We start from the raw sequence: 22,099 nt of genomic DNA on the forward strand, positions 1-22,099 counted from the left end.
GCCCGAGCGGCCGGGAGGAGAGGAGCAGGGGAGGGGAGGAGGGCGGAGGCAGGGGGAGGGGTGTTCAGGCGGGGGTCTGGGGCGCCCGCACGGGGGCGGGGCCGAAAACCCTTTGCCGTCCGCCGCGCCGAGGTGGTCGAGTGCCCGCATGGACGACGCGGAGGTACTGGCCCTGTTCGACCGGCGGGTACGGCGGGAGGCCCGGCCGGACGGGCCCGGGTGCCGGATCGAGCGGGTCGGGGGCGTCGTGCGGCAGACCGGCCCGGCGGAGGCGTGGAACGGCGTGCTGTGGAGCGGCCTCACGGCCTCCTCGGCGGACCGCGCGATCGAGGAGCAGGTCCGCCACTTCACCTCCCTGGGCCGGGAGTTCGAGTGGAAGCTGTACGAGCACGACGAGCCGGGGGACCTGGGTGACCGGCTGCGTGCCGCCGGCTTCGCCCCCGGGCAGCGCGAGGCGCTGATGGTCGCCGAGACGGCCCGGATCGCCGCCGTCCCCGCCGCGCTCCCCGCCGGGGTGGACCTGGTCCCGGTGACGGACGCCACCGGGGTGGACCTCCTGGTGGACGTCCACGACCGGGCGTTCGGCACGGACGGCACCCGCCTGCGGCGGCGGCTGCTCGGGCAGCTCGCCGAGCAGGCCGGCACGGTCGTCGCCGTCGTCGCCGTGGCGGACGGCCGGCCGGTCAGCTCGGCGCGCATGGAGACGGCGCCCGGCACGGGATTCGCCGGGTTGTGGGGCGGCGGCACCGTGCCGGAGTGGCGGGGCAGGGGCCTCTACCGCGCCCTCGTCGCCCACCGGGCCCGGATCGCCGCCGACCGCGGCCACCCCTGGCTCCAGGTCGACGCGTCCGACGACAGCCGCCCCGTCCTCGCCCGCCTCGGCTTCACGGTGCTGTCCACCACGACCCCGTACGACTACCGCCCGGACGCCACGACCGGGTAGTGGTCCGACAGGTTGGTGTACGTGTACTCCCGGCCCCAGCTCGACACCTTCCAGGGGGCGCTCTGCTCCTTGACCACCAGGTTCGTCCAGCCGGCCGGGCGGACGTGCCCGGCGCGGTGCAGGACGTGGTCGAGGTCCTCGCGCGGGTCGTCCGGGTAGCGCTCCGCGGCGATGGAGTTCTCCGCCGTGTCGAAGGAGTACGCGTGGCCGGTGCGCGCGTCCGCGTCGGCCAGGCCCGCGTCGGCGAGCATCGTCGCGTACTCCGGCGTCCGCGAGTCGACGTTGAGGTCGCCGGCCACGATCACCTGCTCCGACGACGGGATGTGCTTGCCGTCCAGGAAGGCGTCCATCGCCCGGAACTGCCGCGCGCGCACCTGCGCCGCCTCGCCCGCCGCGCAGCCGGGGTCGGTCGACTGGGCGTGCGTGCCCACCACGTGCACCCGCGTGCCGTTCACGTCCAGCACCACGTACACGAAGCCCTTGTTGGAGTACCAGTCCGCGCCGCACGCGTCCTTGTACACGTACTGCTCCTTGCGCAGGATCGGCCACCTGCTCAGCACCGCCACCCCGCCGTCCTCCGGGGTGGCCGACGCGTACGACCCGCCCGTCGCGTCCCAGCCGGACGTGCCGCGGCCCATCACGGGCGTCCGGTGCGGGTACCGGTCGGACGCGTTCCCCAGCAGCGCGTCCGACGAGGAGTTGTCGAACGCCTCCTGGACCACCACCACGTCGTTGCCCTGGAAGAACGGCGCCGCCGGGATGGCCCTCGCGCGGTGGTCCTGCCCCCAGTTCGGGTACAGCGACCGGCTGAAGAGGAACACGTTGTACGTCAGGACCCTCAGGCTCGGCGTCGCCTCGGCCGCGGCGGGGGCGGCCGCCGCCCGCGGCGCCGCGGCGGCCAGCGACACCGCGGCGAGCGCGGCGGACACCGCGGCGGACAGGGCGGCGCGCGGCGCGCGGCGGACCGCGGAACGCGGGGAAAGGGGCACGGCAACTCCCTCGGAGAGGTGGGGCGTCGGACTCGGCGCCGCACATCAAAGCAGCCGCGGTTACTCTCGGGTAGATCGCGGATGGAGGAAATCTTGCGGAGATCGGGCGGTCCGGCGAAGAACCGCCGCCCGAAGCCCCCGGACCCCGCCACGGTCTCCACCGCCGCCGCTCGCATACTGGAAGTCCACCCGGCGGACACCGGCCCGCCACCCGCACCCCCGGAGCAGCTCCCGTGACCGAGGCCCCCGACCACCCCGCGCCGCCCCCTCCCGGCGGGGTCCTGTGGAGCCTCACGGGCGACGTCCGCGCCCTGCTCATGCTGCCCTCGGCGTTCGTCCTCCAGGTCGCCCACCCGGCCGTCGGCGCGGGCGTCGACGAGCACTCCGTCTTCCGCACCGACCCGTGGGGCCGCGCCGAGCGCTCCCTGCGCTCCCTGCAGCTGTGGGTGTACGGGGGAGAGGCCGCCGCCGAGGAGGGCCGGCGCCTGCGCCGGGCGCACCGCGCGATCCGCGGCACCGATGCGCACGGCCGCTCGTACCACGCCCTGGACCCGGCGGTCTACGCCTGGGTCCACGCCACCGGCTTCCCCGTCCACCGCCACGCGGCCCGCTACCTCGTCCGCCCCATGACCGAGGAGCAGGAGCGCCGCTTCTACGCCGAGTGGCTCCAGGTCGGCCGGATCCTCGGCATCCGCGACCGCGACATGCCGCAGACCGTCGAGGAGTTCTGGCCCTACTACCGCAAGGTCCTCGCCGACGAGGTCGAGGCGACCGCCGTCGTCCGCGAGCTGCTGGCCACCGACGTCCCGCTGCCGCCGCCCGACCGCGGGCCCCTGCCGCTCCGCCTCCTGCTGCGCCCGCTGTGGCCCCTGCTGTGGCCGCGCTTCGCACGCTTCCGCGCCTTCGTCGCCGTGGGGTTCCTGCCGCCCGAGGCGCGGGAGGCGATCGGCCTGGAGTGGTCGGACGCCCAGGAGCGCAGGCTGCGCCTCCTGGCCCGGGTCGTGCGGGCCGTCGTGCCCGCACTCCCCGAGCGGCTGCGCTACCTCCCGCGGGCCCGGGAGGCGCGCCGCGCCCACCGGCTCAGCCGGGCAGGCCGCCCCGCGCGATGACGTCCGCGTACCAGCGGGCGCTGTCCTTCGGGGTGCGCCGCTGCGACGCGAAGTCGACGTGGACGATGCCGAACCGCTTGCCGTAGCCGTACGCCCACTCGAAGTTGTCCAGCAGCGACCACAGGAAGTACCCGCGCACGTCCACGCCGTCCGCGAGGGCCCGGTGCACGGCGGCCAGGTGCTGGTGCAGGTACGCCACCCGCTCCGGGTCGTGGACGGCGCCGGACGGATCGGCGTAGTCGTCGTACGCCGCGCCGTTCTCGGTGATCACCAGCGGGACGTGCGGCAGCTCGTCGCGCAGCCGGGTCAGCAGCTCGTACAGCCCGTCCGCGTCCACCGGCCAGTCCATCGCGGTGCGCGGCCCCGGCGCGGGCTCGAACCGGACGTGCCCCTCGGCGCCCGGCCAGGGCGACGGCCCCTCGTGGGTGCCGGCCGCGACGACCGTGGGGGAGTAGTAGTTGATCCCCAGCGAGTCGACGGGCGCGGACGCCGCCTCCAGGTCGCCGTCCCGGACGAACGACCAGTCCGTCAGCGCCGCCGTGTCCGCGACCAGGTCCTCGGGCAGCCGCCCGTGGAACACCGGGTCGAGGAACACCCGGTTGCCGAGCGCGTCGACCCGCCGCGCCGCGTCCCGGTCCGCGTCCGACCCGGTCAGCGGCCGCACCGCGTGCAGGTTCAGCGTCAGCGACACCTCCGCCGACGCGGGCAGCGCCGCCCGCAGCGCCCGTACCGCGAGGCCGTGCGCCAGGTTGAAGTGGTGCGCGGCGCGCAGGGAGGCGGCCGGGTCCGTACGGCCGGGGGCGTGCACCCCGGAGGCGTACCCGAGGAACGCGGCGCACCACGGCTCGTTCAGCGTCGTCCAGGTGGCGACCCGGTCGCCCAGCGCGCCGGCCGTCAGCGCCGCGTACTCGGCGAACCGCTCGGCCGTGTCCCGGTGCGGCCAGCCGCCGGGGCCGTCGGCGGACGGGGTCTCCAGCTCCTGCGGCAGGTCCCAGTGGTACAGCGTGGCGACCGGGCGGATGCCCGCCCCGCGCAGCTCGTCCGTCAGCCGGCGGTAGAAGTCCAGGCCCTTCTGCGAGGCCGGGCCGCTCCCGGTGGGCTGCACGCGGGACCAGGAGACGGAGAAGCGGTAGTCGGTGACGCCGAGGTCCCGCATCAGCGCGACGTCCTCGGCCATCCGGTGGTAGTGGTCGGCGGCGATGTCGCCCGTGTCGCCGTTGCGCACCTTGCCGGGCGTACGGCTGAAGGTGTCCCAGATGGACGGGGTCCGGCCGTCCTCGGCGGCGGCGCCCTCGATCTGGTAGGCGGCGGTGGCGGTGCCCCAGCGGAAGCCGGCGGGGAAGGCGCGCCCCGCGGCCGGGCGGAGCCGTGCGTCGACAGCGGTCATGAGGAGGGAACTCCCGGGAGTCGGAGGGGAAGGGGAAGGGGGGCGGGGGTCAGCCCTTGACCGCGCCCTGCATGATGCCGCCGACGATCTGCCGGCCCAGCAGGCCGAAGACCAGCAGCACGGGCAGCGTGCCCAGCAGCGTGCCCGCCATGATCACGGACTGGTCGTGGACGTAGCCGCCGCCGAGCTGGCGCAGCGCGACCTGCACGGTCGGGTTCTGCGACGACAGGGCGACGATCGGCCAGAAGAAGTCGTTCCAGGCGGCCATGAACGTCAGCAGTCCGAGCACGGCCATGCCGGGCCGCGCGATCGGCACCACGATCGACCAGAAGATCCGCGCGGTCGACGCCCCATCGACCCGCGCCGCCTCGATCAGCTCGTCCGGCAGGGCCTGCACCAGGAACTGCCGCATGAAGAACACCCCGAACGCCGAGACCAGGCCCGGCAGGATCACCGACTGGAGCTGGTTCACCCAACTCAGCTCGGCGATCACCATGAACAGCGGGATCACCCCGAGCTGCGGCGGGATCATCATCGTGCCGACCGTGACCGCGAGGAGCGCGCCCCGGCCGCGGAAGCGCAGCTTGGCGAAGGCGAACCCGGCGAGCGTGCAGCACAGCACGGTGCCGACGGTGATGGACCCGGACACGATCAGCGAGTTGACCAGCGCCGTGCCGATGTCGGCCTCCTCCATCACCGCCTCGATGTTGCGGATCAGGTTCGGGCCCGGCAGCAGCGACGGCGGCACCTGGGCCAGGTCGGCGTTGGACCGGCTGGCGGCGACGATCGTCCAGTAGAACGGGAAGGCCGAGACGAGGACGGCGAGGATCAGGATCGCGTACGCGACCTTGCCGCCGTGCAGCGTGCGCCCCGCGCGCGTGGTCATCGACCGGCCTCCTTGCGGGAACGGCGGCGCGCGAACAGGGCGTTGGCCCCGACGAGCACCACGATGAGCAGGAACATCACCCAGGCGATGGCCGCGGCCCGCCCCAGGTGGAAGAAGCCCCAGCCCTGCTCGTACATGTAGAGGCCGAGCGTCTGGTACTGGTGCGAGATGCCGCCGGAGACGGAGCCCTCGTAGAGCAGCGGCTCACCGAACAGCTGGGTGGCGCCGATCGTCGACACGACGACGGTGAAGACGATGGTCGGCCGCAGCCCCGGCAGCGTCACGTGCAGGAACTGCCGCCAGCGGGAGGCCCCGTCCATCTCGGCGGCCTCGTACAGCTCGCTCGGGATCGACTGCATGCCGGCCAGGTAGATCAGCGCGTTGTAGCCGGTCCAGCGCCAGACGACGATCGTCGAGACGGCGACCTGCGAGGCGACCGTCCCGGTCTGCCAGTCCACCGGGCCGATCCCGACCAGTCCGAGGACGTAGTTGACCAGGCCGAAGTCGTGGCCGAAGAGCTGCGCGAAGACGAGCGTCGCCGCGGCGACGGAGGTGGCGTACGGCAGGAGCATCGCCGTGCGGAAGAAGGTCCGCCCGCGCAGCTTGTAGTTGAGCAGGTGCGCCAGGCCCAGCGCCATGACGAGCTGCGGGACCGTGGACAGCACGCCGATGGTGAACGTGTTGCGCAGCGAGGTCCAGAAGAACTCGTCGGCGAACAGCGCCGTGTAGTTGCCGAGTCCGCGCCACTCCATGTCGCCGGGGGTCTGCAGCTCGACCCGGTAGAGCGACACGAAGGCGGTGTACACGAGCGGGAAGAGCCCGAAGGCGGCGAAGAGGGTGAAGAAGGGGGCGATGTAGGCGTACGGCGAGACGGTCGCCCAGACCCGGCGCGCCGCCGAGGGCCGGGCGGCCTCGTCGGGGGGCGGGGTCGGCGGCGCGGCGGTGCCCGCCGGAGCGGTCAGGGTCACGGTGCGGCCCTTCGGGAGGTCGGTGGGTCGGTGGGTCGGGACGAGGGGGAGGGCCCCGCCGGGCGGGCAGCGCCCGGCGGGGCCGGCGCCTTGGGTCACCCCATGACGTTGTCGACGCCCTTCTTCGCGTTGGCCCAGGCCTTGTCCGGGGCGGTGCCCTTGCGCTCCACCTCGCTCAGCGCGTTGGTGATCTGGTCGGCGACGTTCTTGTCGTGCACGCCGAGGATCTGGACCGGCGCCTCCTTCGCGGCGTCACCGAAGATCCGCCCGATGGGCGCGTCGGAGAAGTACGGGTCCTTGGCGTCGGCGACCTTGGCGATGGCGCCGGTCGAGGAGGGGAAGTTGCCCTGCTTCTCGAAGAGCTTGGCCTGCTGCTCGGGCGCCGTCAGCCACTTGATCAGCTCGTACGCCTCCTTCTTGTGCTTCGCCGCGCGCGGCACCGCCAGGTAGGAGCCGCCCCAGTTGCCGGCGCCGCCGGGCAGCTTGGCGATGTCCCACTTGCCCTTGCCCGCTTCGCCGGCCTGGCCCTTGATGTAGCCGAGCATCCAGGCGGGGCACGGGATGGTCGCGAAGGACCCGGCGGCGAACGCCTGGTTCCACTGCGGCGACCACTGGTCGAGCTTGGCGCTCAGCCCCGCGCGGGCGGCCGTGGTCGCGGCGTCCCAGGCGGCCTTGACGGCCGGGTTCTCCTCGTAGACCAGCTTGCCGGAGGCGTCGTAGTACCGCTCCTCCTCCTGGCCGATCATGATCGTGTAGAGGCTGCCGACGCTGTCCAGCCAGGCGCTCTTGGCGGGGGCCTTCGCCTTGTACTGCTTGCCGAGCTCCAGGTACCCGTCCCAGGTGGCCCACTTCCTGGCGAGCTCCTCGCGGTCCGTGGGCAGGCCGGCCTGCTCGAACAGGTCGGTGCGGTAGCACATGGCCTCCGGGCCGACGTCGGTGCCCAGGCCCAGCACGCGGCCGTCCTTGGTGGTGGCCGCCGACCACTTGGCCTCGGCGAACTGGTCCTTGAGGTCCTTGGCGCCGTACTTGCCGAGGTCCTCGAACTTGTCGGCCTGCTGCTGGGTGACGGAGGCGATGCGCCCGACCTCGATGCCCTGGACGTCGGCGAGCCCGCCGCCGCCCGCGAGCCGGGTCTGCAGGGACTTCCAGTAGTCCTGCTCGTCCTCGGTGTCGGTCTGCTTGATCGTGATGCCGGGGTGGAGCCTCTCGTACTCGGCGTACAGCCCGGCCTCCTTGTAGCCGAACGAGCCGAACAGGTCGACGGTGATCGTGACCTTGCCGCCCGCGGCGTCGGACGAACCGTCCGACGCGCCGGATCCGCAGGCGGCGAGCAGGGCTCCGGTGAGCGCGACCGCACCGAGTCGGACGGCGGCCCTTCTGGCGGCTCGGGCGATGGGCATGGGAAGCCTCCCTTGGCTTCGATCGAGCGGTGACCATTCGTTGAGAGCGCTCTCACAAATGTGGGGGGAGCGTGCCCCGGCGGGCCGTGTCGCGTCAAGGCTCGAACGGATAACGGCCGTGGGCCGCCCCCAACTCCCCGCCGTGTCGCTTGTATTGACAGCCATGTTTCAGGAGTTTTACGTTCCAGGCATCTGAGAGCGCTCTCGAATGCTTTCCGCCACCCTCACCACTGAGGTGACCCCCATGAGAACCCCCCGCTCAGGCGTCGTCGCCCTGGCCGCGGCCCTGGCCGCCGTCGGCCTCACGGGCCCGGCCGCCGCCCCCGCGGCGGCCGCCACCGTCCCGGTCGGCGCCGGCAGCCACTCCGACACCCGCCCGCCCGGCACCACCGGACCGACCACCGACACCGGCACCCCCGTCACGCCCAAGGTCACCCCGGCCGCCCAGGGCAGACCGGTCCCCACCAACGACTGGTGGTCGTCCCTCGCCTTCCAGCGCTACGGCGGCAACCCGTACTCCACCCCCATGTACGGCCACCCGCTGACCTACCAGGCCACCGCCGCCGGCCTCGACGTCGGCTACCCGACCACCCCGGCCGTCGTCGGGGACGGCCGGCAGTACGAGTTCGCCCACAAACGCGACCTCACCCTCGGCCTGACCGGCCTCAACGCGCCCGACACCAAGGCCGACGCCTGGTCCGACTGGACCGTCACCCCCTACTGGTCCGACGGCGCCCGCACCCTGCGCACCACCATCGGCCACGGCCTGCCCTTCGTGTACGCCAAGGGCACCGGCGGCGACGCCCGCGTCACCACCGCCTCCGCGCCGACCGTCTTCGCCGACCAGGGCAACGTCCTCGGCATCACCGTCGCCGGCCACCACTACGCGCTGTTCGCGCCGACCGGCGCGGACTGGACGGTCTCCGGCTCGACCCTCACCGCGGGCCTGGCCGGCAAGGACTACTTCTCGCTCGCCGTGCTGCCCTCCACCGGGGCGCTGGCCACGTTCAGGAAGTACGCGTACAGCTTCGTCACCGGCTCCCAGGCGAGCTGGAGCACGAGCGGCGGCACCGTCCGGGCCACCTACGCGCTCACCACCCAGCCGCAGGAGGGCACCGAGACGGGCACCCTCCAGGCGCTCTACCGCCACCAGTGGCTGCACACCGCGGACCCGCTCACCGCGTACACGTACGTCTCCCCGCGCGGCACCATGAAGGTCCGCGAGTCCCGCACCTTCACCACCAGCCAGCGCGCCGCCTCCGTCCTGCCCGCCCTCCCCAAGGCGTCCGGCACCGACGCGGCCCGGCTGCGCGGCTACCTGAACGAGGTCGTGGGCGCCCCCGACCCGTTCTCCGGCGCCACCGACACGTACTGGACCGGCAAGGCCCTCGGCCGGCTCGCCCAGCTCGTCCCGGTCGCCGAGCAGATCGGCGAGACCGGCGTCCGCGACCGCCTCCTCGGACTGCTGAAGGGCCGCCTCCAGGAGTGGTTCACCGCGGGCGGCGCCTCCGAGTTCAGCTACGACCGCACCTGGCGGACCCTGACCGGCTACCCCGCCTCGTACGGCAGCGACAGCGAGCTCAACGACCACCACTTCCACTACTCGTACTACGTGTACGCGGCGGCCGTCGTCGCCCAGTACGACCCGGCCTGGGCCGCCGACTCGGCGTGGGGCGGCATGGTGAAGACCCTCGTCCGGGACGCCGCCAACCCCAGCCGCACCGACTCCGCCTTCCCCTTCCTGCGCGGCTTCGACGTGTACGCCGGGCACAGCTGGGCCTCCGGCCACCAGGGCTTCGCCGCGGGCAACAACCAGGAGTCGTCCTCGGAGTCCACCAACCTCAGCGCCGGCCTCGTCCTGTGGGGCGCCGCGACGGGCGACACCTCCCTGCGCGACCTCGGCGTCTACCTCCTCACCACCGAGTCCGAGGCGATCAGCCAGTACTGGTTCGACGCCGACCAGCAGGTCTTCCCCGCCTCCTTCGGCCACGACACGGTCGGCATGGTGTGGGGGAGCGGCGGCGCGTACTCCACCTGGTGGACCGCCAACCCCGAGGAGATCCACGGCATCAACGTCCTGCCGGTGACCGGCGGCTCCCTGCACCTGGCCGCCCGCAAGGACGCGATCCGCCGCAACATCGCCGAGATGGAGCGCGAGAACGGCGGCCCGGCCGTCGAGTGGCGCGACGTCCTGTGGGAGTTCCAGTCGCTCGCCGACCCGGCGGCCGCCAAGTCCCGCTGGGACGCGGGCCACGCCGCGTACACCCCGGAGCAGGGCGAGTCGAAGGCGCACACGTACCACTGGCTGACCACCCTGGACACCCTCGGCGCGCCCGACCCGTCCGTGACGGGCGACCTGCCGACGTCGGCGGTCTTCACCAAGGGCACGGTACGGACGTACGCGGCGCACAACCACGGCTCCACCGCCCGCACCGTCACCTTCTCCGACGGCGCGAAGCTCACCGTCCCGGCCCGCTCCACCGCCACCGGCACCGGGACCGGCGGCACGGACCCGGGCCAGCCCGGACCCTCCACCGGGAACACGTTCCAGCTGCGCACCGGCGGCGCGCTGACCACCGCGACCGACGGCACGGCCGGCGCCGACACGATCGCCTCGGCCTCCGGCGGCAACCACGACGGAACCCCGCACCTGCCGCTCGTCTACGAGGCGAAGGGCGTCCACGGCACCCTCCGGCCGGGCGCGGCCACGGCGTTCCGCCTCCAGGTCGACGCGGGCACCAATGTCGCCCTCGGCCAGCAGGCGCGGGTCAGCTACGACCTGACGGGCGACGGGACGTTCGACCGCACGGAGACGTACCAGTACTTCGCGACGGACCCGGTGACGGGCTGGGAGGAGTACACCCAGGCGCGCGGCCTGAAGGCGGCCACCGGCACGCTCGGCGACCTCCGGGGCGGCACGGTCCGCCTGGAGGTGTGGCACGCCATCGGCAACGGCACGGCCCGCCTCCAGACGGGCACGGACCGCTCGGTCCTGGTCATCCCGTACGCGTGAACCCCGCCCGCGCGTGGATCCCGCTCACGCGCGGGCCCCGTCCGCGCGTGGACCCCGTCCGGCGCGCGGGCCCCGTCCGGGGTCCGCGCGCCGGGCTCACGCGGACGCCCGGCGGACCAGCTCCGTCGGCGTGATCACCGACCCTGGGGCGGCGTCCGGCGCCCCGGGGCCGCCGTCCTGGTGCAGGGCGCGCATCAGCAGCCGCACCATCAGCCGGCCCATGCCCTCGATGTCCTGCCGGACCGTCGTCAGCGGCGGGTCCGTCGCCTCGGCGACCGACGCCATGTCGTCGAAGCCGACCAGCGCCACGTCCTCGGGCACCCGCAGTCCGCGCTCGCGCAGCACGCGCAGGGCGCCGGAAGCCATCAGGTCGTTGCCCGCGAACACCGCGTCCAGGCCCGGCCGCCGCTCCAGCAGTTCGGCCATGGCCCGGGCGCCGCTCTCCTCCGTGAAGTCGCCCTGCGCCACCAGGTCCGGGTCGGCGTCCAGCAGGACGTCCCGGTAGCCGGCCAGCCGGTCCGTCGCCGAGGTCTGGTCGCGCGGCCCCGCGATGTGCGCGATCCGGCCGCGGCCCTGGGCGAGCAGGTACCGCACGGCCTCCCGGGCGCCGCCGCGGTTGTCGGCGTCCACGTACGGCACGGCCAGCTCGCCGGTCGCCCCCGGCCAGCCGGGGCGGCCGCCGAACACGGTGGGCACCTGCACGCGGCGGACGATCGACGGCAGCTCGTCGTCGTCGTGCACCGAGAACGCCAGGGCCCCGTCGACGTGGCCGCCGCCCAGGTAGCGGGCGATCCGCTCGTAGTCGCCGGCGCCCTCCACCCACAGCAGCACCAGCTGCGAGTCGTGCGCGGTCAGCTCGCGGCTGATGCCGCGCACCTGCTGCTCGAAGAAGGGGTCGGAGAAGACGCGGAACTCCGGTTCCGCGATGATCACCGCGACGGCGCCGTTGCGCCGGGTCACCAGGGTCCGGGCCGCGTGGTTCGGGATGTAGCCCAGCTCCTCGACGGCCCGGCGCACCCGCTCCACCAGTGGCCGGCGCACCCCCGCCCCGCCGTTCACGACGCGCGACACCGTCGCCCGGGACACGCCGGCGCGGGCCGCGACGGCTTCGAGCGTGGGACGGGCCCCCGGGCTCGGATCGGGCAAGGCGGACTCCTCAGGGCGGCTGCGGCAAGGCGTACACCGGTCAGAATATCCGGTCCCGGCCGTGCTGAGAGCGCTCTCACCCCGGCGTCCGGAGCCTCCCGCGGGCACGGAGGCGGCACGGAGCTAGGGACTCCGACCACGCACTCGTGTGCGAAAACCCGGATGCCTCACCGCACGCCCCTTTGGGACGATGCGCGGATGGTTCACCCTCTCGCATCCCTGGTCGTCCGGCACACCCACCGACTGCCCGTCCCGTCCGGACCGCGAGGGCGCGGTGAGGTCGTGGCGCGGCAGTTCGACGCGGCGCTGATGTCCGCGGGCTTCAAGCTGTCGAAGGAGCTGCTGGAGCGGCTGTCGGAGCTGTCCGAGGAGACGGTCGTCGCCACGGCCACACCGACGCTCGACTGCGTCCGGGCGATGGTCGGCGACCACGTCGAGCACAACGCGTACTTCCGCGACTTCCCCGCCAACGTCCCCGACACGCCCGACTTCTGGGCGCGGTGCGTGCGCGAGGCCCTCGACGACGGCGCCTCGCGTCCGGGCGTGCTCGCCCGGCTGCGCGCCGGTGTGGTGGACCTGCTGTCCCTCCCGTCGTACGGCAGACCGCAGCACACGTACGCCGAACTGCTCGCCGCCCACGACGAGCTGCTCGCCGCGGCGGGCGACCGGGTGACCGTACTGCACCCGGGCGGCCCCGCCGAGGACGAGGTGGCCGCCCTGTACCCGGCCCTCGCCGGCAGCACCACGCCGCTGGGCGACGAGGGCCTGCGCGACCTGTACGCCCTCGCGGAGCACTGCGCCGCCGGCCCGCAGCCGGAGGCGGTGCCGGTCCGCGAGAACCGCGCCGTCGTCAACGCCGCCCGGCTCATGGCGGGCCACGAGCCCGTGCTGGACACCGTCACCGACGTCCTGCGTCTGGCCTGCGCCCTCTCCGGCGGCGACGTGACCCTGACGGAACCGACCCGCTTCCGGGCGCTGTCCCGGCCGGTGCGCCGCGCCCTGCTCGCCGGGCTCGACGCGGTGGTCGCGGCCGCCCCCGCCAAACTCGCCGACGTCCTCGCGCACCGCGAGCCGTTCAAGCGCCTCGGCGAGCGCCTCCACCCGCACGAGTACCCGCGCTGGCCGCACGCCGCCGACGTGTTCGCCGTCGCCCGGGGCGACAAGGAGGCCCGAACCCTGGAGAGCCGCGTCGAGGAACTGCTCGGCGCGGACGACGTGACCGGCGCGGCGCGGCTCCTGACGGCCGCCCCCGGCATGCTGCTGCGCTCCCTGGACCGCCTGCTGCGCGTGTGCCGCACCCAGGACGCCCGTGACGCCGTCGTGGCCGCCGCCGAGCGGGTCCTGCCGGAGGTCTCCGGCCGGGTCCTGCTGTCGGTCCGCGAGCACCTGCACCACCGCGCCGGGAACACCGGCGGCAGCCGCGTCTTCGTCAACCGGGGCGGACGCGCCCGGGTCGTGGCCGACACCCGCGCGCCCGTGCCGCCGTCCGACGTCGCGCGCCTGATCGCCGCGCTGGACGGGGAGACCCGCCGCCGCCTTCCCGACCCCGGGCACCTGCTGATCGACCCGGACGTCCTGGACGTGGCGCTCCCGCTCAGCGGCAGGGCGACGACCGGTGGCTTCGGCGTGTTGCCCCGGGGCTCCCTCACGCCCGTCCAGGGCGAACTGCTGCGCTTCTTCGTCCACTGGAAGCAGCAGCGCCGACGCACCGACTACGACCTGTCGGCGCTGATGCTCGACGCCGGCTACGAGACCGACTGCTGGCTGTCGTACACCGCCCTGAAGCAGTTCGAGGGTGTGCACTCCGGTGACGTCACGGAGGCCCCCCACGGGGCCTCGGAATTCATCGACCTGCGCCTGGGCGCCGTGCGCGGGGCCTTCATCGTCCCGCAGGTCCACATCTACTCGGGGGAGGGCTTCGACGAGGCCGAGGAGTCGTTCTTCGGCTTCATGCTGCGCGAGGCGGGGCAGAAGGGCCGCCCCTTCGAGGCGCGCACGGTACGCATGAAGTCGGAGCTGCGGGGGCCGGGCCGGGTCGCCCTGCCGCTCGTGTTCCTGCGCGGGGACGACGGCCGCTGGCACGCCAAGTGGCTCCACCTGTACCTGAGGGGCGCCCCGGCCGCCAACCGGGTCGAGGAGAACCAGCTGTCGGTCGCCACGCTGGTGCGCGGCATCGTCGAGCGCGAGCACCTCACGGTCCGGTACCTCACCGACCTGATGGCCGACCGCGCCACGGCCACCACGCTGTGGGACGGCACGGTCCCGGACGGCCCCGTCACGTACGTCGGCCTGGAGCGCCCGGACGGACTGCACCCGGAGTCGCTGGTGATCACCCCGGAAAACCTGCGCGCGCTGATCCCGGGCTGACTGCTAGCGTGGGGCGCGGCGAGGCCATGGAGGGGCTTCCTTCTCCACTCCTCTCATGAATCCAGTTCCTCCGCTTTCCTCGCCGCCGACATCACGCCGGGGTGCCCGATGGGGCACCCCGGCGTCGTCGTTCCCCGGCGTCGGCCGGACCGGGCGCTCCGGGCCGGTACGGCGGGTCCAGGCCCGGTCCGGCGGATGGCGGCCACCGTCCCCGCCGAGGGCGGGACCCGGCTGGATGCGGTGACCGCCCTGCGCCCCCACCCGGCCGGCACCCCGAGCGCGGAGCCGGTGCCGGGACGGACGGGCGGCGCACCCGGCCGGCTCCAGGGTGACGGGACTCCCGCCCGCCCCTCCCGTACGACCTTCACGGCCGAGCCGGAAGAAGGAGCCGGGTCCGGGACCCCCGCGGACTTCGGCGGAGGCGGCCTCGGCCACGTCCTTCCCTGCCGTCCCTGTGGCGAGGCCGCCTTCCCCCGGCAGCGAGGAAGGCGGCCTCCCGGGACCGGCCGGACCGGACTCAGTCGTGGCCGTGGCCGTCCTCGTGACCGTGACCGTCACTGTGGTCGCCGTGGTCGCCGTGGTCGCCGTGGTCGTGGATCGTGTTCGTCGCGGCGATCTTGGACCAGGACTTCGGCGGGCTCACCGGCACCGCCGTCGCCGTGCGGGCCGCCGCGGCGGACGGGGCGGACGGGGTGGGCGGGGTCTGCGGCTTCGACGGCTGGTACAGCCAGGTGTCGAACAGGCCGCCCAGCCGCTTGCCGGAGACCCGCTCCACGTACGCGACGAAGTCCGCCACCTTCGCGTTGCCGTACGCCCGCTCCGTCGGCCAGCCCTTCAGGACGCGGAAGAAGTCCTCGTCGCCCAGCTCGTTGCGCAGGGCCTGGAGCGCCAGCGCCCCCCGGTCGTAGACGGCCAGGTGGAACTGGTTGTCCGGGCCCGGGTCACCCGGCTTGACCGTCCAGAACGGGTCGTCGTCCGGGTGCGAGGCGTACACCCAGTCCGCCAGCTCCTGCGTCGTGCCCTCGCCCTCGCGCTCGGACCACAGCCACTGGCTGTACCGGGCGAAGCCCTCGTTGATCCAGATGTCCTTCCAGCCCTCCACGGACACGCTGTCGCCGTACCACTGGTGGGCCAGCTCGTGGACGACCACCGACACGTTGGAGCCGGCCGCGAACTGACGCGGGCTGTAGAACGGCCGCGTCTGCGTCTCCAGCGCGTACCCGCTGCGCACGTTCGGCACGTACCCGCCGAGCGCGTTGAACGGGTACGGCCCGAAGACCTCCTCCAGCCACTCCGCGACCTCGACGGTCCGCTCGACGCTCGCGCGCGCCGCGCCCGCGTTCGCCCCGAGGTCCTTGCTGTAGGCGTTGAGGACGGGCAGCCCGTTCGCGGTCGTGTCGGTGGTGAGGTCGAACCTGCCGACCGCCAGCGTCGCCAGGTACGTCGCCTGCGGCTTGTCGGAGCGCCAGTTGTAGCGGGTCCAGCCGAGCCGCGAGCTCTGCGACTGCAGCACGCCGTTGCTGATCGCCTGCGTGCCGTCCGGGACGGAGACGGAGACGTCGAAGGTCGCCTTGTCGAGCGGGTGGTCGTTGGAGGGGAACCACCAGGCGGCCGCCTCGGGCTGCTGCGCGGCGACCCCGCCGTCCGGGGTGCGGTGCCACGCCGTCCACCCGTCGATCTTCACCTCGGACGGCTTGCCCGAGTACCGCACGACGACCGAAACCGGTCGGTTCTTCGGCAGCGGCGCCGCCGGAGTGATCTCCAGTTCCTGGGTGCCCGTCGCCCTGAACGCGGCCTTCCGGCCGTTCACCCGCACCTCCAGCGCCTTCAGGCCGAGGTCCAGGTTGAAGCGGGACAGGTTCTGCGTCGGGGTGGCGAGGATCGTGGCCGTCCCCTCCAGCAGGTCCGTCGACGGCTGGTACTTCAGCCGCAGGTCGTAGTGGGTGACGTCGTAGCCGCCGTTGCCGCTGGCCGGGTAGTAGGGATCGCCGATACCCGGCGCGCCCGGCTCGAAGTCGGCGGCCGATGCCGGGATCGCCAGCAGCAGGGAGGCCGCGATCGCGCCCGGGACGATCAGTCTGCGGTGCACGTGTGTCTCTCCAAGTCGTCGGAAGATCGGACGGTCTGAACGCTATTCAGCTCGGCCGCCGCAGTCATGTCCACGACGCGCACTGTCACACGATCGCCATCCGGCCGACATGGCCCCTCCGGAACCGCCACGCCCCCTCTGCCGCTCTTGCCCCGCAATCGTCCTCTTCTGCGCCGCGGTTGACGGCAGTACCGTCCGCCCATGCCGATACGCATGCGGAGAACCCCCTCCCACGCTCCCGGCTCCGCCCGGGCAGGGGCGACCCCCCTGCCGAGCAGGGCCCTGGTGGTGGCGGCCGCGGCCGCCCTGATGTCCGCCCTCGTCCCCGCGGCCGGCGCCCACGGCGCCGGATCCCCCCGCCCCGGGACGTCCCGGCCCGTCTACGCGTACGACAACGCGATCCGCGAGTCCGTCTGGGTGGACACCGGCCTCGACGGCGACGGCGACGGCAGGGCCGACCGGGTGGCCGCCGACGTCGTCCGGCCGCGCGAGGCCGACCGGGACGGCCGCAGGGTCCCGGTCATCATGGAGGCCAGCCCGTACTACTCCTGCTGCGGACGCGGCAACGAGAGCCAGAGGAAGACCTACGACGCGAACGGCGGCCCCGTCGGGTTCCCCCTCTTCTACGACAACTACTTCGTGCCGCGCGGCTACGCCTTCGTCGCCGTCGACCTGGCCGGGACCAACCGCTCCGACGGCTGCGTCGACGTCGGCGGCCCCTCCGACGTCCGGTCCGCGAAGGCCGTCGTCGACTGGCTGAACGGCCGCGCCCCCGCCTACACCACCCGCACCGGCACCACCCCCGCCCGCGCACACTGGTCGACCGGCGCCACCGGCATGATCGGCAAGAGCTGGGACGGCACGGTCGCCAACGGCGTCGCCGCGACCGGCGTGGAGGGCCTGAAGACGATCGTGCCGATCGGCGCGATCTCCTCCTGGTACGACTACTACTTCAGCCAGGGCGCCCCCCTCCACGGCTCCGGCCCCGACCGGCTGTCCCACCACGTCGGCAGCCCGGAGGCCCGCGCCCGCTGCCAGGCCGTGCAGCGGGCCCTCGTGGAGGGCGCCCCCCGCTCCGGCGACCTGACCCCGCTGTGGGACGCGCGCGACCACGTGCCCGACGCCTCCCGCGTCCGGGCCAGCGTCCTCGCCGTCCACGGCCTGCAGGACCTCAACGTCCGCACCGGCCACCTCGGCCGGTGGTGGCGGGCGCTCGCCGAGCACGGCGTCGAACGGAGGATCTGGCTCTCCCGGGCGGGGCACGTCGACCCCTTCGACCTGCGCCGCGCCGCGTGGGTCCGCACCCTGCACCGCTGGTTCGACCACTATCTCCTCGGATACGACAACGGCGTCGAACGGGAGCCCATGGCCACCATCGAACGCGCCCCCGACCAGTGGACCACCGACCGCACCTGGCCCCCGGCGGGCACCGCGACGGCCACCCTGCGCCCCACTCCCGGACCCGCACCCGGAGTCGGCACGCTCGGGCTGCTGCTCGCCCCCGCGGGCGCCACCGAGACGTTCACCGACGACCCGTCGCTCGGCGAACTCGACTGGGCCGCGCGGATCGACTCCCCGACCCCGGCCAAGGCCGGGTTCGCCACCCGCCCGCTCGCCCGCGACCTGCGGCTGGCCGGCTCCGCCACGGTGACCGTCACCGCCACCCCGACCACCACCAGCGCCCATCTGACGGCCGTCCTCGTCGACCTGGGCCCCGCCGTGATCCGCGACTACGCGGCGCCCGGCGAAGGCATCACCACCCTCACCGAGCGCACCTGCTGGGGCGCGAGCACCGCAGGCGACAGCGCCTGCTTCAAGGAGACCGAGGCCCGGACGGCGGACGTCGGCCTCACCGTCGTCAGCCGCGGCTGGGCCGACCTGGGCACCTGGGCCGACCCGCGCCGGGGCCGCCCGCTCACCCCCGGCGAACCGCACACGATCACCCTCGGCCTGCACGCGGCCGACCACGTCGTCCCGGCCGGGCACCGACTCGCCCTGATCATCGCGGGCACCGACGAGGACCTCGTCGAGGCCCCGCCCGCCACCCCGACGCTCACCCTCGACCTGGCCCGCACCCACGCCCGCGTCCCGGTCGTCGGCGGCCCCCTGGCGTACGCCCTGGCCACCTTCCCGCGCCCGCGGGCCGACGCCCCCGCGAGCCCCGCCCCCCTCGCCGGAGTGGACGCCCCGCGTCCGCCGCGCGCCCAGCCGCCGATCCCGGGAGCCGCCCGATGAACCTCCGCCTCCGTGCCCTGGCCGCGTCGGCCGCCCTGGCCGCCTGCGCCGCCGCGCTGACCCTGCCCGCCGGTCCGGCGCAGGCCGCTGCGGCCGGCCCGCAGCCGCCCCGTACCGGTTTCGAGTCCAGCGGCGGCGCCCGCTGGACCGGTCCCGACGAGGAACAGCGCTTCCTCGCCGCCGTCGACCGGGGCAGCGACCGGACGACCACGACCACCCTCGGCACCACCCGCCAGGGCCGCCCCCTCCGGCTCGTCCGCGTCGGCGCGGGCCCCGCCGCGGCCACCACCGTCCTCCTCGTGTGCGGCCAGCACGGTGACGAGCCGTCAGGCCGGGAGGCGTGCCTCACCACCCTCCGGGACCTGGCGTACGCACGGGACGCACGCACCCTCCGCTTCCTCTCCCGCACCACCGTCCTCGTCATCCCCACCGCCAACCCGGACGGCCGGGCCGCGAACACCCGCCACAACGCCGACGACGTCGACGTCAACCGCGACCACGTCGCCCTGCGCACCGCGGAGGCCCGCGCCGTGGCCCGCGTCCTGCGCGACCACCGCCCGCACGTCGTCCTCGACCTGCACGAGTACAGCGCCGCACCGCCGTACTACGTGAAGGACCTCCTCGCCCTGTGGCCCCGCAACCTCAACACCCGCCCCGGCGTCCACCACGAGGCGCGCACCCTCTCCGAGGCGTACGTCCGCCCCGCCGCCGAGCGCGCGGGCTTCACCAGCGGCCTCTACGGCGTCTGGACCGACCCCGTCACCGGCGAACCGGTCCGCCAGGTCGCCGGCGACGGGCAGGAGCGCATCCTGCGCAACACCACCGGCGTCAAGCACGCGGTCGGCCTCCTCGTCGAGACCCGCGAGGAACCCCTCACGGCCGCCGACCGCGACGACCCCGCCCGCAACAACCGGCGCCGCGTGGACACCCAGCTCGCCGCGCTCGACGGCGCGTTCGCCCACGTCGCCGAACGGCGCGCGCGGATCACGGCGGCCACCGCGGAGGCCCGGGCCGCCGGACACGCCGACCGGGGCCCGGTCCTGCTGGGAGGCGCCGACAACGACCCCGCCGAACCCGCCGAGATCCTCCAGGACCCGCCCTGCGGCTACCGCCTGGACCCCGCCCAGTACGCCGAGTGGGGCGACGAACTGGCCCTGCACGGCGTCCGCGCCCTCCGCGACGGCTCCGGCGCCTTCGTCCCCCTGCGCCAGTCCCTGCGCGCCCTGGTCCCCCTCCTCCTCGACGCCCGCGCCGCGTACCACCTCACGGCCGGGGAGCCCGTACGGCACTGCTGAGCGGCACCTCCGCGACACACGGCCACCGCCGCGACACACGGCCACCGCCGCGCCCGGCCGGCCCGGCACCCACCGGCACCGGCCGTGCCCCGGCCGGCCCGGCCTGAGCCGGTCCCGCCGTCCCGGCCGGGGCCGCACGCGCGCGGCGGGCGGTCGCGCGCCTGCACGGCCCGACGGCGCCACCCGCCCCCCTCCCCGGCGGGGGCCCTACCCCGATCGGGCCCCCGCCGCCCGGTACGCCCCGGGCCGGGAGACCCCCACCGCCCGGCACGCCCCGCCGCCGCACACACCACCGCCCGCGGAAGGAGCCCGCCGCCCGCACCGCCCCGCTCGCGGCGGCCCGGTGCGGGCGGCGGGCCGCGGACCGCGCCGGGGCTGTCCTAGGATCGGTCCCCTGATGACTGCCACCCTCGTCGCCAAGAACCTCGCCGCCGGACACGCCGAGCGCTCCCTCTTCTCCGGTCTCGACCTCGTCGTCGCCCCCGGCGACGTCATCGGCCTCGTCGGGGTCAACGGCGCCGGCAAGTCGACGCTGCTCCGCGTCCTCGCCGGCCTGGACGCCGCCGAGGACGGCGAGGTCCACCTCTCGCCGCGCACCGCCACCGTCGGCCACCTCCCGCAGGAGCCCGAGCGGCGGCCCGGGGAGACCGTGCGGGACTTCCTCGCCCGCCGCACGGGCGTCACCGGGGCGCAGGCGGCGATGGACGCGGCGACCCAGGACCTCGTCGACGGGGCGCCCGGCGCCGACGACGCGTACGCCACCGCCCTGGAGCGCTGGCTCGCGCTCGGCGGGGCCGACCTCGACGACCGGGCCGAGGAGACCGCCGCGTCGCTCGGCCTCACGGTGGGCCTCGACCAGCGGATGACCGCCCTCTCCGGCGGCCAGGCCGCCCGCGCCGGACTCGCCTCGCTGCTCCTCTCCCGCTACGACGTCTTCCTCCTCGACGAGCCGACCAACGACCTCGACCTGGACGGGCTGGAGCGGTTGGAGGCCTTCGTCCGGGGCCTGCGCGCCGGGACCGTCGTCATCAGCCACGACCGCGAGTTCCTCGCCCGCACCGCCACCAAGGTCCTCGAACTCGACCTCGCCCAGCACCGGACGGCCCTCTACGGCGGCGGTTACGACGCGTACCTGGAGGAACGCGAGACGGCCCGCCGGCACGCCCGCGAGGACTACGAGGAGTACGCCGACAAGAGGGCCGCCCTGGAGGGCCGCGCCCGGATGCAGCGCTCCTGGATGGACAAGGGCGTCAAGAACGCCCGCCGCAAGGCCGGCGACAACGACAAGATCGGCCGCAAGTTCCGCAGCGAGGCCAGTGAGAAGCAGGCCGCCAAGGCGCGCCAGACCCAGCGGATGATCGAGCGGCTGGACACCGTCGAGGAGCCCCGCAAGGAGTGGGAGCTGCGCATGGAGATCGCCGCCGCGCCCCGCTCGGGCGCCGTCGTGGCGACGCTGCGCGACGCCGAGGTCCGGCGCGGCGACTTCACCTTCGGCCCCGTGACCCTCCAGGTCGACTGGGCCGACCGGATCGCCGTCACCGGCGCCAACGGCGCGGGCAAGTCCACCCTCCTCGCCGCGCTCCTCGGCCGCCTCCCGCTGGACGCCGGCCACGCGGCGCTGGGCTCCGGCGTCGTCGTCGGCGAGGTCGACCAGGCGCGGCGGTTGTTCCACGGCGAGGAGACGCTGCTGGACGCCTTCTGCGCCGCCGTCCCCGACACCGAGCCGGCGGAGGTGCGGACGCTCCTCGCCAAGTTCGGCCTCAAGGCCGCCCACGTCCTGCGCCCCGCGACGACGCTCTCGCCGGGCGAGCGGACCCGGGCCGCCCTCGCCCTCCTCCAGGGCCGCGGCGTGAACCTGCTCGTCCTGGACGAGCCGACCAACCACCTGGACCTGCCGGCGATCGAGCAGCTGGAGTCCGCCCTCGACGCGTACACCGGGACGCTGCTCCTCGTCACCCACGACCGGCGCATGCTCGACGCCGTCCACGTCACCCGCCGCGTCGAGGTCGCCGACGGCAAGGCCACGGAGAGCTGACTGGGCCGCCCCGCGCGGGCGGCCCCGCCGGACCTACGGGCGGTCCTCCGGCTCCTCGTACGCGTCGAACGTGCTGTACGCCTCGTCGTCGGGCGCGGCACCGCGGGAGCGGTCCTCCTCCGGGGCGCCCTCGGCCCGCTCGGCCCGGTCCTCGCGCTTCTTCCCGCCGGCCGTGCGCCGCGTCTCCTCGTGGTGCCTGCGGACCTCTTCGGGCTTGTCGCCGATCTGGTTCATGAC

15 protein-coding genes are annotated in these 22,099 nt (G+C 74.5%); 7 read left to right on the plus strand and 8 right to left on the minus strand.

Annotation, left to right across the window (positions count from 1 at the left end; all coding sequences use genetic code 11):
- The first annotated feature begins 148 nt into the window (after window positions 1–148).
- The gene (locus IE106_RS20755; protein WP_189536256.1) at window positions 149–943 is read left to right on the plus strand and encodes a GNAT family N-acetyltransferase; all 795 of its coding nucleotides are present in this window, start codon (window positions 149–151) and stop codon (window positions 941–943) included.
- Here IE106_RS20755 and sph read toward each other — a convergent pair.
- Complete coding sequence (gene sph / locus IE106_RS20760) at window positions 916–1,932, minus strand: sphingomyelin phosphodiesterase (protein ID WP_189536259.1); 1,017 nt, start codon at window positions 1,930–1,932, stop codon at window positions 916–918. The genes IE106_RS20755 and sph overlap by 28 nt on opposite strands.
- Window positions 1,933–2,165: 233 nt before the next feature.
- Between sph and IE106_RS20765 the strand changes: the two genes are divergently transcribed.
- Entirely contained in the window at window positions 2,166–3,041 is an 876-nt protein-coding gene (locus IE106_RS20765) for an oxygenase MpaB family protein (protein WP_189536261.1), read from the plus strand.
- On the opposite strand, the gene IE106_RS20770 is transcribed toward IE106_RS20765, so the two are convergent.
- From IE106_RS20770 to IE106_RS20785, 4 genes are all read right to left on the minus strand, one after another.
- Window positions 3,013–4,428: a GH1 family beta-glucosidase gene (locus IE106_RS20770; RefSeq protein ID WP_189536263.1), complete on the minus strand. Its 1,416-nt coding sequence runs from the start codon at window positions 4,426–4,428 to the stop codon at window positions 3,013–3,015. The genes IE106_RS20765 and IE106_RS20770 overlap by 29 nt on opposite strands.
- A gap of 49 nt (window positions 4,429–4,477) precedes the next feature.
- Window positions 4,478–5,314, minus strand: coding sequence for a carbohydrate ABC transporter permease (locus tag IE106_RS20775; RefSeq protein WP_189536265.1), 837 nt, complete (start codon window positions 5,312–5,314; stop codon window positions 4,478–4,480).
- Entirely contained in the window at window positions 5,311–6,282 is a 972-nt protein-coding gene (locus IE106_RS20780) for a carbohydrate ABC transporter permease (protein WP_189536267.1), read from the minus strand. Before IE106_RS20780 ends, IE106_RS20775 begins: the two co-directional genes overlap by 4 nt.
- A 95-nt stretch (window positions 6,283–6,377) precedes the next feature.
- Window positions 6,378–7,682 carry an ABC transporter substrate-binding protein gene (locus IE106_RS20785; protein ID WP_189536268.1) on the minus strand — a complete coding sequence of 435 codons (1,305 nt, stop codon included), beginning with the start codon at window positions 7,680–7,682 and terminating at the stop codon, window positions 6,378–6,380.
- 244 nt (window positions 7,683–7,926) lie between these two features.
- On the opposite strand from IE106_RS20785, the gene IE106_RS20790 reads away from it, so the two are divergent.
- Window positions 7,927–10,695: a glycosyl hydrolase gene (locus IE106_RS20790; RefSeq protein WP_189536270.1), complete on the plus strand. Its 2,769-nt coding sequence runs from the start codon at window positions 7,927–7,929 to the stop codon at window positions 10,693–10,695.
- A 96-nt stretch (window positions 10,696–10,791) separates the two neighbouring features.
- Here the strand turns inward: IE106_RS20790 and IE106_RS20795 are convergent, their stop codons facing one another.
- Window positions 10,792–11,841, minus strand: a complete 1,050-nt coding sequence (locus IE106_RS20795) for a LacI family DNA-binding transcriptional regulator (protein WP_189536273.1) — start codon at window positions 11,839–11,841, stop codon at window positions 10,792–10,794.
- A 198-nt stretch (window positions 11,842–12,039) separates the two neighbouring features.
- Here IE106_RS20795 and IE106_RS20800 point away from each other — a divergent pair, with 198 nt between their 5' ends.
- Window positions 12,040–14,208: a TerD family protein gene (locus tag IE106_RS20800; RefSeq protein WP_189536275.1), complete on the plus strand. Its 2,169-nt coding sequence runs from the start codon at window positions 12,040–12,042 to the stop codon at window positions 14,206–14,208.
- A 517-nt stretch (window positions 14,209–14,725) separates the two neighbouring features.
- On the opposite strand, the gene IE106_RS20805 is transcribed toward IE106_RS20800, so the two are convergent.
- A complete protein-coding gene (locus tag IE106_RS20805; protein ID WP_189536277.1) occupies window positions 14,726–16,297 on the minus strand; it encodes a M1 family metallopeptidase in 1,572 nt (523 codons plus the stop codon).
- A gap of 201 nt (window positions 16,298–16,498) precedes the next feature.
- Here IE106_RS20805 and IE106_RS20810 point away from each other — a divergent pair, with 201 nt between their 5' ends.
- From IE106_RS20810 to IE106_RS20820, 3 genes are all read left to right on the plus strand, one after another.
- Complete coding sequence (locus IE106_RS20810) at window positions 16,499–18,532, plus strand: Xaa-Pro dipeptidyl-peptidase (RefSeq protein WP_373295969.1); 2,034 nt, start codon at window positions 16,499–16,501, stop codon at window positions 18,530–18,532.
- Window positions 18,529–19,827 carry a M14 family metallopeptidase gene (locus tag IE106_RS20815; RefSeq protein ID WP_189536279.1) on the plus strand — a complete coding sequence of 433 codons (1,299 nt, stop codon included), beginning with the start codon at window positions 18,529–18,531 and terminating at the stop codon, window positions 19,825–19,827. The genes IE106_RS20810 and IE106_RS20815 overlap by 4 nt, the downstream gene beginning before the upstream one ends.
- Window positions 19,828–20,224: 397 nt before the next feature.
- A complete protein-coding gene (locus IE106_RS20820; RefSeq protein ID WP_189536281.1) occupies window positions 20,225–21,862 on the plus strand; it encodes an ABC-F family ATP-binding cassette domain-containing protein in 1,638 nt (545 codons plus the stop codon).
- A gap of 33 nt (window positions 21,863–21,895) precedes the next feature.
- Here IE106_RS20820 and IE106_RS20825 read toward each other — a convergent pair whose 3' ends face one another.
- Window positions 21,896–22,096 (minus strand): hypothetical protein, encoded by a 201-nt coding sequence (locus IE106_RS20825; protein ID WP_189536283.1) that lies wholly within the window; start codon window positions 22,094–22,096, stop codon window positions 21,896–21,898.
- Between the last annotated feature and the right edge of the window lie 3 nt (window positions 22,097–22,099).

This window comes from Streptomyces roseolilacinus (genome assembly GCF_014649335.1).
Taxonomy (GTDB): Bacteria; Actinomycetota; Actinomycetes; order Streptomycetales; family Streptomycetaceae; genus Streptomyces; species Streptomyces roseolilacinus.

Coding starts and splice junctions, on each gene's coding strand:
- IE106_RS20770 (WP_189536263.1), bottom strand. CDS start 4,428: ATGACCGCTGTCGACGCACGGCTCCGCCCGGCCGCGGGGCGCGCCTTC.
- IE106_RS20800 (WP_189536275.1), top strand. CDS start 12,040: ATGGTTCACCCTCTCGCATCCCTGGTCGTCCGGCACACCCACCGACTG.
- IE106_RS20775 (WP_189536265.1), bottom strand. CDS start 5,314: ATGACCACGCGCGCGGGGCGCACGCTGCACGGCGGCAAGGTCGCGTAC.
- IE106_RS20825 (WP_189536283.1), bottom strand. CDS start 22,096: ATGAACCAGATCGGCGACAAGCCCGAAGAGGTCCGCAGGCACCACGAG.
- IE106_RS20815 (WP_189536279.1), top strand. CDS start 18,529: ATGAACCTCCGCCTCCGTGCCCTGGCCGCGTCGGCCGCCCTGGCCGCC.
- IE106_RS20810 (WP_373295969.1), top strand. CDS start 16,499: ATGCCGATACGCATGCGGAGAACCCCCTCCCACGCTCCCGGCTCCGCC.
- IE106_RS20820 (WP_189536281.1), top strand. CDS start 20,225: ATGACTGCCACCCTCGTCGCCAAGAACCTCGCCGCCGGACACGCCGAG.
- IE106_RS20785 (WP_189536268.1), bottom strand. CDS start 7,682: ATGCCCATCGCCCGAGCCGCCAGAAGGGCCGCCGTCCGACTCGGTGCG.
- IE106_RS20755 (WP_189536256.1), top strand. CDS start 149: ATGGACGACGCGGAGGTACTGGCCCTGTTCGACCGGCGGGTACGGCGG.
- IE106_RS20790 (WP_189536270.1), top strand. CDS start 7,927: ATGAGAACCCCCCGCTCAGGCGTCGTCGCCCTGGCCGCGGCCCTGGCC.